The organism is Companilactobacillus sp. RD055328 (assembly GCF_022835675.1).
Taxonomy (GTDB): Bacteria; Bacillota; Bacilli; order Lactobacillales; family Lactobacillaceae; genus BQUT01.
In genome coordinates this window covers 252,914-265,424 of sequence record NZ_BQUT01000001.1, presented here as the reverse complement: position 1 = coordinate 265,424, position 12,511 = coordinate 252,914, and the positions used below count along the sequence as shown (strand labels likewise).

At 33.1% G+C, this 12,511-nt stretch carries 12 protein-coding genes; 10 read left to right on the top strand and 2 right to left on the bottom strand.

Features of this window, described 5'->3' with window-relative positions; translation table 11 throughout:
• Positions 1-24: 24 nt before the first annotated feature.
• Positions 25-1,011, top strand: coding sequence for a dihydroxyacetone kinase subunit DhaK (locus RD055328_RS01405; RefSeq protein WP_244087040.1), 987 nt, complete (start codon positions 25-27; stop codon positions 1,009-1,011).
• Here RD055328_RS01405 and dhaS read toward each other — a convergent pair.
• On the bottom strand, positions 1,008-1,574 hold the full coding sequence (gene dhaS / locus RD055328_RS01400; RefSeq protein ID WP_244087039.1) for a dihydroxyacetone kinase transcriptional activator DhaS: 567 nt from the start codon (positions 1,572-1,574) through the stop codon (positions 1,008-1,010). The genes RD055328_RS01405 and dhaS overlap by 4 nt on opposite strands.
• Before the next feature lie 245 nt (positions 1,575-1,819).
• Here dhaS and RD055328_RS01395 point away from each other — a divergent pair, with 245 nt between their 5' ends.
• Positions 1,820-2,986, top strand: coding sequence for an iron-containing alcohol dehydrogenase (locus RD055328_RS01395; protein WP_244087038.1), 1,167 nt, complete (start codon positions 1,820-1,822; stop codon positions 2,984-2,986).
• 34 nt (positions 2,987-3,020) lie between these two features.
• Here the strand turns inward: RD055328_RS01395 and RD055328_RS01390 are convergent, their stop codons facing one another.
• Positions 3,021-3,566 carry a cysteine hydrolase family protein gene (locus RD055328_RS01390; RefSeq protein ID WP_244087037.1) on the bottom strand — a complete coding sequence of 182 codons (546 nt, stop codon included), beginning with the start codon at positions 3,564-3,566 and terminating at the stop codon, positions 3,021-3,023.
• A gap of 122 nt (positions 3,567-3,688) precedes the next feature.
• Here RD055328_RS01390 and RD055328_RS01385 point away from each other — a divergent pair, with 122 nt between their 5' ends.
• The 8 genes from RD055328_RS01385 to RD055328_RS01350 all read left to right on the top strand — a co-directional run bounded on the left by RD055328_RS01385 (position 3,689) and on the right by RD055328_RS01350 (position 12,510).
• Complete coding sequence (locus tag RD055328_RS01385) at positions 3,689-4,435, top strand: SDR family NAD(P)-dependent oxidoreductase (RefSeq protein ID WP_244087036.1); 747 nt, start codon at positions 3,689-3,691, stop codon at positions 4,433-4,435.
• 75 nt (positions 4,436-4,510) lie between these two features.
• Entirely contained in the window at positions 4,511-4,879 is a 369-nt protein-coding gene (locus RD055328_RS01380) for an iron chaperone (protein WP_244087035.1), read from the top strand.
• Positions 4,880-4,891: 12 nt separating this feature from the next.
• The gene (locus tag RD055328_RS01375; RefSeq protein ID WP_244087034.1) at positions 4,892-5,182 is read left to right on the top strand and encodes a hypothetical protein; all 291 of its coding nucleotides are present in this window, start codon (positions 4,892-4,894) and stop codon (positions 5,180-5,182) included.
• 127 nt (positions 5,183-5,309) lie between these two features.
• Positions 5,310-7,022: an ABC transporter ATP-binding protein gene (locus tag RD055328_RS01370; RefSeq protein ID WP_244087033.1), complete on the top strand. Its 1,713-nt coding sequence runs from the start codon at positions 5,310-5,312 to the stop codon at positions 7,020-7,022.
• A complete protein-coding gene (locus RD055328_RS01365) occupies positions 7,022-8,824 on the top strand; it encodes an ABC transporter ATP-binding protein (RefSeq protein ID WP_244087032.1) in 1,803 nt (600 codons plus the stop codon). The genes RD055328_RS01370 and RD055328_RS01365 overlap by 1 nt, the downstream gene beginning before the upstream one ends.
• Before the next feature lie 226 nt (positions 8,825-9,050).
• A complete protein-coding gene (locus RD055328_RS01360) occupies positions 9,051-9,908 on the top strand; it encodes an aldo/keto reductase (protein WP_279593882.1) in 858 nt (285 codons plus the stop codon).
• Positions 9,909-10,026: 118 nt separating this feature from the next.
• On the top strand, positions 10,027-10,692 hold the full coding sequence (locus tag RD055328_RS01355; protein WP_244087031.1) for a type II CAAX prenyl endopeptidase Rce1 family protein: 666 nt from the start codon (positions 10,027-10,029) through the stop codon (positions 10,690-10,692).
• 78 nt (positions 10,693-10,770) lie between these two features.
• Positions 10,771-12,510: a sensor histidine kinase gene (locus RD055328_RS01350; protein WP_244087030.1), complete on the top strand. Its 1,740-nt coding sequence runs from the start codon at positions 10,771-10,773 to the stop codon at positions 12,508-12,510.
• The last annotated feature ends 1 nt before the right edge of the window (position 12,511 follow it).

Here is a 12,511-nt window from a genome sequence, read left to right as displayed (position 1 = left end):
AAATAATTTGCTGGGGAGTTTAACGTGAAAAAAATAATCAACGATTCAAGAAATGTTGTTCATGAAATGTTGCGAGGTTTAATTATGTCGCATCCAGAATTAAAAAAACTGCATGAAATGAATAGTGTTGTTTACGATGATAATTCACGTGATGTCATTCTTCTATCAGGTGGAGGAAGCGGACATGAGCCTTTAGATATTGGATATGTCGGAGAAGCGTTATTAGATGGAGCAATTGTAGGTGAACCATTTACACCACCTTCTGCTAATCAAATAGTAAAAACAACAGAGTATTTTGGTAATAAAAAACCAATTATATTTATTGTTAAGAATTTTGATGAAGACCTTAATGTTTTCAAAAAAGCACAAACTATCTTAAGAGACAATAAGTATGATGTTGAATTAATAATTGTTGACGATGATGCTTCGGTGGATCCGGAGACTAAAATAACTAGAAGACGTGGAGTTGCGGGTACGGTTATTATCCATAAAATACTTGGAGCTGCTGCAAACAAGGGCCTTTCGTGTCGAGAATTGGTATCCTTAGGAAATGCAGTTAATAATAACTTGTATACACTTGCAGTTGCCTTGACAGGAGCAGAACTGCCCGCAGAAAAACAAGCGTCATTTGAATTAGGCGAAAACCAAATATTTTATGGAATTGGTATTCATGGTGAAGAAGGGTATCGTCGAGAAGAGTTCTCTTCTTCAGACTTATTGGCTCGAGAATTAATTAATAAATTAGTGCAAGTTAGTTCTTTACAAAGCAGTAGTTCAATTGCCGTTTTAATTAATGGATTAGGTAGCTTGCCAACTATGGAAAGCTTAATTTTTACTAATGATGTAGTTAAGTTATTGCAGTTAAAAGACATAAAACCGCAACTAGTTAAAACTGGTAACTTTTTAAGTTCTTACAATATGGATGGAGTTTCAATTACCATTTTAAAAGACATGAATTCAAAATGGTTAGAGTATCTACAAATGGAATGTGGTGGCTTTGGCTGGTATTAGTTAGCTTTATTTCTTAAAAGCATTCCACTGATGGAATCAGAGATATATAAATTGATGAGGTTAGTTTCCTCATCAATTTTTCTTGGATTATGCGTAGATATCCAATTTCTAATCTCTTCTATTAAAGAATTGGCAAAAATTGTAGTAGTGAAGGAGAACTCATCATCACTAAATGTAATATGCTCAACTTTAATCATGTCTAACATAATTACTTCTATTAATTTTTTTACGTGACCTGCCATTAAAGTTTTGGATAAATTATTTTGATTAGGATCATTAAGGATTTTTTTAAAAAAAGATCTATTTTTAAAAAAATAGGCACATAAATAATTAACAATCTTTTCCCAAGTTTCATACTCAAGATTGTCTTCGATAATTTCTGTGATTTCATCATTATATAGCCATTCGATTGCATCATACTTGTCTATAAATAAATCATAGAAAGTTTGTCTACGCATGCCGACTGATTTCATTATCTTAGTAACAGAAACTTGATCAATATCTGTTTTGACGATGAGATCTTTACAAGCGAGAGCAATCTTTTTCTTTGTAATGTAAGACATATTATCACCTACTAATAGTGTATAAGAAAGCGCTTTATTTTACAAAGAAACTCTTTGGACAAAAATCAATATTTGTCCGGTAAAAGAATCTATATTATTTATATTTTAAGTGAAAAAAGTCACAAAATAACTAATTATTAAAAGTGTGACTTTTTCTTCTGGACAATAACAGTTGATTGTACGATTGAATTCAGTACCGATAGCGGTAAAATTAGATTGATAAAACATTCACAAGGAGAGTAATAATGAAAGAAAATTTTGATTTTTTAATGCCAAGTGTTAATTTCTTTGGAGCCGGAGTAATTCAAAAAGTTGGTGATCGTGCCAAGATGGTTAATATGCATAGAGTATTAATTGTTACAGATTCATTCTTAGAAAAAATGGAGAATGGACCGGTTGTTCAAACAGTTGATTCGCTTGAAAATGCTGGAATCGAATATGTTGTTTATAACGGTGTTGAACCAAACCCTAAAGTTAGAAACATTAAAGAAGCAAAACAAGTATATTTGGACAACGAATGTGATGGAATTATTACAGTTGGTGGTGGTTCAGCTCACGATTGTGGTAAGGGTACAGGAATTATCTTAACTAATGGTGATGATATTACTAAACTAGCTGGTATCGAAACATTAGATAATGAATTACCTCCATTAATTGCTGTAAATACAACAGCCGGAACTGCTTCAGAGTTAACAAGACATTGTGTAATTACTAATGAAGAAACACATCTAAAATTTGTTGTTGTTTCATGGCGAAATGTACCTCTAGTATCATTTAATGATCCAATGTTAATGCTAGACGTTCCAACAAAAATGACAGCTGCTACTGGATTAGATACTTTTGTACAAGCTATCGAACCTTATGTATCAACAAATAGAAATGACATAACAGATGGACAATGTTTACAAGCAATTCGTCTAGTTCAAGAGAGCTTACGTGAAGTAGTTGCTAATGGCCATAATCTTGAAGCCAGAACTAAGATGGTTGAAGCAGAAATGTTAGGCGGAATGGCCTTTAACAATGCTGATTTAGGTTATGTACATGCAATGGCTCATCAATTAGGTGGACAATATGATGCCCCTCATGGTGTATGTTGTGCAATCTTATTACCTATTGTTGAAAGATTTAATATCATCGCTTGCCCTGATCGATTTGCAGACTTAGCAGTAGCTATGGGTGAAAATATCGATGGACTATCAGTACGTGAAGCGGCTGACAAAGCAATTGATGCTATGCAACAATTGAACGATGATGTTGGCATTCCAAGAAGCATCAAAGACATTGGAGCTGATCCTAAAGACTTCCAACTAATGGCTGAGAATGCATTAAAAGACGGAAATGCCTTTTCTAATCCTAGAAAAGCAACAACTGAACAAATTGTTGAATTATTCCAACAAGCATATGATGCATAATAAAAAAGCTAATCCAATTTGGATTAGCTTTTTTTTATACTATTTTTGCATTTAAAGAATTTTTGAAATGATTCAATGACCATTCTTGACCATTGTCAGTGAAAGTAGCGATACCTTGTTCATGAATAACAATATTATAGCCGAGATTATAAGCATCTACTGCCGTATGTAGCACACAAATATCAGAACAGACACCAACTAAGTGAACAGTATCGACTTTTCGTTCACAAAGTAAGATATCAAGATTAGTACCGGCAAATGAGCTATAACGAGTTTTATCAATCATTACTACATGATCAGATTTATTTTTTTGATACCAATTATTTAGTTCACCATAGAATTCTCGGCCCCAGGTATTTGCTTCATTGTGAGGAGGAAATAATTTAGTTTCTGGATGATATTTGTCTCCAGCGACATGAATATCAGTAGGTAAATAAACAAACGAGTCTTTCATTGAATCAGCTAAATCTACAATATATTTTTCAAGCGCTTGGCCAGGCTTGCCACAAGTTAATGCACCTTCTGTAGCGACAAAATCATTAGTATAATCAATAATTATAAGTGCTTCATTACTCGACATTTGAGTATCCTCTCTTTTATTTTATTTTAAATGATGTTATGCGCTAACTTTAACTAATATCTGTCTAAATTTCAATTAATTCTGTATAATTAAGTAAACGTTTTCGAAAAAGGGAGAATATTATGCATTTACAAAATAAAGTAGCTATTATCACAGGTGCAGCATCAGGATTTGGGGAAGCAACTAGCAAGCTTTTTGCTAAACAAGGGGCAAAGATTGTCGCAGTAGATTTTGATTTTGAAAAAGTTCAAAAAGTTGTTGATGAAATTAATAACAACGGTGGAGAAGCAATAGCAACAAAAGCTGACGTGTCTAATGCCCAAGATGTTAAGGCTTTTGTCGACTTAGCTATCAAAGAATACAATCAATTAGATATTATCTATAATAATGCCGGAATTTTTATTCCTGGAACTGCTGAAGAAATAACTGAAGACCAATGGGATAAAGTTATTAATGTAGATTTAAAATCAGTATTCTTAGGAACTAAGTATGCATTGCCCCACCTTAAGAAGACTAAGGGAGTGATTATTAATACAGCTTCTGCTGGGGGTATTATTGGATTCCCTCAAGCTGTTGCTTATGGTGCCGCTAAGGGTGGAGTTATTTCACTAACAAAAGCTACAGCAGTTGATTATGCCGCTGATGGAATCAGAGCTAATGCTATTTGTCCAGGAACCGGAGAAACCGGATTGACTAAAGAAGTTCTAGCAGATGAGAACATGCAAGCAGGCTTCTTACAACCAATTCCAATGAAGAAGTTTGCTCAACCTGATGACATTGCAAAAGCTGCATTATATTTAGCAAGTGACTTATCGAGCTATGTAACAGGAACAGCATTACCAGTCGATGGTGGCTGGACAATGTCATAAAAACAATTCATGTGAGCCTAAGTTTATGGTAAATTAGGTTCTAATAGTTTGTAATAATTAAAAGGCGAATTTAATATGGACAATTTCATTGAGTATTTAGAAACTATCGATAATCCAGATCATGCAATACAAATTACTGAAGTTTTGAAATGGGTCTGTGATACTTATCCACAATTAGATACAAGAGTTGCATGGAAACAACCAATGTTTACCGATCATGGAACATTTATTATTGGTTTTTCAGTTTCGAAGAATCATTTTTCAGTAGCAACTGAAAAAGCAATTGATGAATTCAGAGATGAAATTCATCAAGCAGGATATACTACTGGTATCAAGGTAATAAGAGTTGAGTTTGATAAAGATGTTAACTATCAATTATTGAAAAAGCTAATTGATTGGAACATTGAGAACAAAAAAGATATTCAAACATTTTGGTGGAACTAAGGAGAAATACAGTTGGAGTGGCTTGGCAAAAGAACAATCGGTGTTATTTTATTATTAGAAATTATTCTAGTAGGTGTTTTGGGTTATTCAGATAATGTTAATGCCGAAAGAAGCGCTCTGATATTACTAGGTGTTTCAGTTATTTTTGTAGGTTATCTAGTATCATTTTTTGTACGTGGAGATCTGATCGAAGCAATCATTGGTGAGCGAGATCGTCAAAAAGAAAAAACTATCATTAAAGTAGTAGGAATGGGAATATTTTTTGTAGGGTTAGCTGTTTTAGGGCTTGCCGCTGCAATTTAAAAAACAACCTTATGAGGTTGTTTTTTTTATACGAAGTATATGCTTGATAAATAGTTTAAGTGGTATTACAATGATGTATCTGATGCCTAAAAATCGTATCAAATTTATATAGAAAAGAGTTGGTCTTTTGTCATTAATTAAACAACACATTAAACCATATCTTGGGGTACTCGCTATTTCTATTATTGCGACAGGTTTTTCTGTTGCAGCTACGTTATGGCAACCTAAGTTATTACAAAACATTCTTACTGCTATCATGAAGGATAATCAAGATAAAGTTAATCAATACGGATTATATTTATTAGTGATTGCTGGTATTGGATTGATTGCAGGGATTGTAAATACAATTGCTTCTGCTAGTACTGCTCAGGGAATGACGGCTGATATCCGTGAAACTGTTTTTAGAAAAGTTCAAACATTTTCATTTGGTAATATCGAGAAATTCTCAGCAGGAAATTTAGCAGTTAGAATGACTAATGATATGACGCAAGTGCAAAACATCATTATGATGACTTTGCAAACGTTAGTAAGAATTCCAATTCTTTTCATTGGTAGTTTCATCTTAGCTATGAATTCAATTCCTAGTTTATGGTGGATAATTGTAGTCTTAGTTGTATTCGTATTTGTCATTACATTTATTTCATTCGGACAAATGGGTAAACACTTTGGTGCTATTCAAAAATTAATTGATAAAACTAACAATCTAGCCAAAGAGAATTTGATGGGTGTTAGAATTGTTAAATCATTCGTACAAGAAAAAAATCAAGATCAGAATTTCAAAAATACATCTGATCAACTTCAAAACCATACAACTCAAGTAGGAATTCTATTTTCAGTTATGATCCCTGCATTCATGTTGGTAGCTAATTTATCAATCGTTGCTTCTATTTATTTTGTTGGTAATCTATCAAAGTCTGATCCGGAAGTTGTTGCAGCAGTTGCTTCATTTATGAACTATATGATGCAAATAATGTTCTCAATTATTATGGGTGGAATGATGATGATGCAAGCTTCTCGTGCAGCCGTTTCACTTGGACGTATTAATGAAGTAATGAAAGAAGAACCAGATATTAATTATAATGACGAACCTGATCATGAATTAACAGGTTCAGTAGAATTCGATGATGTTACTTTCAGATATTTCGGAGAAGATCACGACACAATTAAAGATATTTCATTTAAGGTTGATGCTGGAGAAATGGTCGGAATTGTTGGTGCTACAGGCGCTGGGAAGTCAACACTTGCACAATTGATTCCACGTCTATTTGATCCTCAATCAGGAACTATCAAAGTCGGTGGCTACGATATTAAAGACTTGAATGAAGAGAACTTACATAGTTCAGTGGCAATGATTCTACAAAAACCAATCTTGTTCTCAGGTAAAATTTCAGAAAATCTTCGCCAAGGTAAAAAAGATGCTAGCTTAGAAGATATGAAAAAAGCGGCAAAAATATCACAAGCTGAGGAATTCATTACTAATCGTCCAAAACAATATGATGATATTGTGGAAGAACGTAGTGCTAACTTCTCAGGTGGACAGAAACAACGTCTATCAATTGCGCGTGGTGTTATCGGATCTCCTAAAGTATTAATTCTTGATGATAGTACTAGCGCTTTAGATGCCAGATCTGAAAAGCTAGTCAAAGAAGCTTTAGATGAAATGAAAGATACTACAAAAATTATTATTGCTGAAAAGATTTCTTCAGTGGTAAATGCTGACAAGATTCTAGTTATGGATGACGGTAAGCTAGTTGGTGTAGGAACTCACAAACAATTAGTTGAAAATAATGACGTATATCGTGAAATTTACGATACACAAAAGGGAAGGAGAGTTAAATAATGGGTGAATTAGGACGTTCGTTGAAATTTTTCTATCGTTATTTAAAAGTTTATAAAATATCTTTCCTAGTTGCGGTTATCATGACAATCGTAGCGGTTTATCTCCAAGTTCAAGCCCCTGTATATATAGGTAATGCTTTGAATGAGTTAGTTAAATATGCTGGTGAATATCAACAATATAAGGCAATGAAGGCTATGCATATAGCTGCCAGTGCTCCAGCTATGACAGCATTTGTTAATGTTATTTGGTCTTTAGTATTGGTTTATGTATTTAATACAGCAGCAACATTCATACAATCGATTGTTCTTGCAATCATGAATGCTAAATCAACTAACGAGATGAGAACTGGATTATTTGGTAAATTACAAAAGATGACAGTATCATTTTTTGATCGTCATTCTGATGGTGATATCCTAAGTAGATTTACATCAGACTTAGATAATATCTATAACGCTATGAACCAAATGCTTCAACAACTAATGACAAGTATCGCCTTAATCATTGGTTTGTTATATATGATGTTCCAAAAAAGTGTTCAGTTAGCTTGGATTTCAATCGCCAGTGTTCCTGTAGCAGTTATCTTAGCTTCATTCATTATTGTTAAAGCTCGTAAATATGTCGATCTTCAACAAAATGAAGTTGGTAAGTTGAATGGTTACATGAATGAAAGAATCACTGGTCAAAAATTAATCATTACTAATAGTTTGCAAGACGAAACTATTGATGGATTCAAAGTTCACAATGAACGAGTTCGTAAGGCTAGTTTAAAAGGACAAATCTACTCAGGTATGATTTATCCATTGATGCAAGGGATGTCACTTGTTAATACAGCGATAGTTATCTTCTTTGGTAGTATGTTGGCAGTTAATGGTGATATTAAGAAATCAATTGCTCTAGGATTAGTTGTCACTTTCGTTCAATATTCACAACAATTCTACAATCAGATTGCTCAACTTGCATCTGGATACAGTATGGTGCAATTAGCAATTACTGGTGCTCGTCGTGTTAACGAAGTCTTCGATGAAGAAGATGAAATTAACCCTGAAAATGGAGTACAAATTGATGGTATTGAAAAGAAAATTGAACTTGAACACGTTGATTTCCAATACTTACCTGATAAGCCAATTCTAAAAGATGTAAATATTGAAGTAGACAAAGGACAAATGATTGCCTTAGTTGGGCCTACTGGTTCAGGTAAGACAACGGTTATGAACTTGATGAATCGTTTCTATGATGTTAACAAAGGATCGGTTAAATTCGATGGCGTTGATATCAGAGATATCGATTTAAGTTCATTGAGATCACATGTCGGAATTGTGCTTCAAGAATCTGTTCTATTTAGCGGTTCAATTCGTGATAACATTGCTTTTGGTAAACCAGAAGCGACTGATCAAGAAGTAATAGATGCTGCTAAACAAGCACACATTCATAGTTTCATTGAAACGTTAGAAGATGGTTATGATACACAAGTCAGTGAAGAAAATAATGTCTTCAGTACTGGACAAAAACAATTGATAAGTATTGCTAGAACAATATTAACTGATCCATCATTATTAATCTTGGATGAAGCAACAAGTAACGTTGATACTGTTACAGAAGCACGTATTCAAAAAGCTATGAATAATGTTATCAAAGGCAGAACAAGTTTTGTTATTGCCCATCGTTTAAAGACTATTTTGGACGCAGATCGTATTATCGTTCTACGCAATGGAGAAATCATTGAAGAAGGTAATCACGATGAATTGATGGACGAAAACGGCTTTTATGCTGAACTATACAATAATCAATTTGTATTTGAGTAGAGCGTGAAAAATCACGAAAAAAATTGAGTAATAAAGTTAAAAATCAGTAAGTCTTATAAGGCTTACTGATTTTTTGATTTATACGGAGATTTTTGTGATTGTGAACGCGTTTTTAAAGTTTAATTTAGCGTGTTTGGTATAATAAAAGAGAAATTACTCTAACAAGTCCTAAGAAGTGATTTTATTTCATATAAGTAATATATTTATTAGTATGGAGGATTAAATTATGACAAATGTGCCTAATATTACATTAAACAACGGAGTGGAAATTCCACAATTCGGTTTTGGTGTTTACAAAATGCAAGACAAAGACGAATTCATGAACGTAATGAAGATGGTCTTTGAAGCAGGCTATCGCCATATTGATACAGCTGCTTATTATGGTAATGAAGAGTGGTTGGGACAAGCTATTAAAGAATCTGGAATTGCTCGTGAAGATTTCTTCATTACTTCTAAACTATGGAATGCCGATCATGGATACGAAGAAACGAAAGTTGCCTTTGAAAAGACAATGAAGAGATTAGATCTTGATTATCTTGATTTGTATCTAATTCATTGGCCATCAGACCATTATGTAGAAACTTGGAAGGCAATGGAAGAATTTTACAAACAAGGTCGTATTAAGGCTATCGGTGTATCTAACTTCCAAATCCATCATTTAGAAGACTTGATGAGCCAAACAGAAGTTATTCCAGTGATTAATCAAATCGAAACACATCCATATTTCCAACAAGATGAATTGCGCGAATTCATGAGTAAGAATAATATTGCACATGAAGCTTGGGGTCCTTTAGGACAAGGTAAGAGTAATTTGTTAACTGAGCCTATCTTAGTTAAGATTGCTGAAAACCATAACAAATCAGTTGGTCAAATCATTCTTCGTTGGCATGTGCAAAGAGGAACTATTGTATTTCCAAAATCAGTTCATAAGAGTCGTCTAGAACAAAATATCGATGTCTTTGATTTTGAATTAACAGATCAAGAGATGAAAGACATCAAAGGTTTAGAAACAGGTAAACGACTATCTGGGGACCCTGATGATGTAGAATTCTTAAAAGAATCAGCTAAAAAGAAAATAGATTAGACTAAAAGTAGATCAAGATTTTTGATCTACTTTTTAATTTTGTCTTAAGTATTACTAGGATAGAATAATCTGTACGAGTATAATGGGACAAAAGTAAATTATTGATAGGATAGTAATTATGCAAGAAGTAGAGTCAAGAGGAACAACTGTTATTCGTTATATTTTCTGGTTATTGTTTGCGGCATTAACAATTTTTTTACGTGAAGAAGCTGTTAGTAGTACCGGCCTCAATTTAATTTTAGCGGGAATATTTGCAGCAGTAGGTATTTTCACTTCATGGATTATGTCGCACCGCTATACAAAAGAACGAATGATTTTGAATAATCCTCGAGTATCATTCAAAAATACCGTTATTAATAATTTTGGTTTTGTTTTCTGGGTCATAATTTTAATTGGAGCAATTAGATTTGGGATTGCTTATCTTCAATACAAGGGAATAATGCCCAAGTTTGAAAATGATTATTTAACAAGTACTGACCAAAAAGTTATGATATTCAATCTATTGGCTAATATTTTTATCATTTCATATCAACAATTCATGGTCGCTAATGCATTCTTGTTTAACTATTTCTGGAGAAAAAAATCAGGAATTCAACATTTGCTTGGAATCATAATGAGTGCTGTAGTTTTAGCAATTATTAATTTATCAAACACACCACAACAATTCTTACTATTCTTCTTATTAGGGCTAGTCTATGCGGTTGTTTATCGCAAAACAAAAGATGCTAAGATGACGATGTTAATAATTATGTTCAGTAATATATTAGGATCAATTCTACTTTAATATTAAATGACCGAATTAATGTAGGTCATTTTTTTTATGTCTAAATTGTGGTTAACTAGAACTATTAGGAGAAAAATAATGCTTAATTTATCACTGTTAATGTTAGAAAGAGTTGGATTAGTTATTGTTTTGGCTTTTTTATTGGTTAATATCAAGCCATTACGTAAACTTCTATTTTCTCATCAAAGTAAACTCGCAAAGAATCAATTAATCTTAATTTTTTCAATATTTGCGATTGTTTCAAACTTAACCGGAATTGAAATAGATCAAAACAATCAAATTATATCAACAGGTTTAATATTCTCCTTGCCGTCAGATTTTTCGATTATGAATACACGTTTGTTGTCTATTACGGTGTCAGGAATTGTTGGTGGTCCTTATGTAGGTTCTTCTGTTGGATTGATTACGGGTATTCACCGGGTTATTCAAGGGGATTGGAGCAGCTGGTTTTATATTCCAAGTTCCATATTAATAGGAGCATTATCTGGACTTTTATTTAAGAAGCAATTAACTAGTAAAAAAGGTTTATTGATGACACCGGCTCAAGGATTAAAAGTTGGTTTCTTGATGGAATCAATTCAAATGTTATTTATCTTATTTTTTAGCCCTACAAAATTGGAATTAGTGAAGTTTATTGCGGTACCAATGATATTTGCCAATACTATCGGAACTTTTATTTTTTTAGCAATTATTCAAATGTACTTGAATCAAGAACAAGAAATTCGTGCTATGCAAACACATGATGTATTGAGTTTGGCTGATACAACACTCCCTTATTTAAGAAATGGATTGAATTCTAATTCAGCAATTGAAGTTGTCAAGATTATCCGTCGCTTCACTAATTTTTCGGCAATTAGTATTACTTCTACCAATAAAGTTTTGGCATACGAGGGTGTGGGTAGTGATCATCATTTATTAAATGAGAAATTAGTTACAGAGTTGTCCAAAAGATCGATAAATAATAATACAGTAAGTGTTGCCTATCAAAAAAAAGAAATAGGATGTTCCGACCCAAAATGTCCTTTAAATGCAGCGATTGTAGTACCGTTAAGCGTTGATAATCGGATTTTTGGAACATTAAAAATGTATTTCGTGGATGCTAGTATGTTAACTCCGGTTGATGTCCAATTAGCTGAAGGATTAGGTTCTATTTTTTCTAGTCAGATTGCTTTAGGGGAAGCAGAATTACAGTCAAAACTTGTGCGCGATGCAGAAATAAAATCACTACAGGCACAAATTAATCCTCATTTCTTCTTCAATGCGGTGAATACTATTTCTGCCATGATACGTAAAGATAGCGAAAAAGCTCGTGAATTATTGATTGAGTTGAGTACCTATTTTAGAGCTAATTTAACAGGATTCAGAGAAACTGAAGTAACTTTTGAACAAGAAAGATCCCATGTCGATGCTTACTTAGTATTAGAACAAACACGTTTTCCAAAACGCTATGATGTACAATTTGATATACAGGTAAGTCCACAAGTTATGTTGCCACCATTTACAATTCAGGTATTAGTTGAAAATGCTATTAAACATGCCTTTTCAGATCGTAAGAAGGACAATAAGGTGTTGATTTCAGTATTAAAAAATCATGACCAATTGCAAATCAAAGTCATTGATAATGGATTAGGTATTGATATTGATAAGCAAGATAAGCTTGGTAAAGAAGTTGTTGACTCCCAGTCAGGTAGTGGAACGGCATTACAAAACTTAAACCAGCGTTTGATAGGTTTATACGGAATAGATAGTCAGTTACAATTTGAGACAAGTAGTAAGGGGACAGTTGTAACAATTAATATTCCCTTTAAGGAGATTTAAT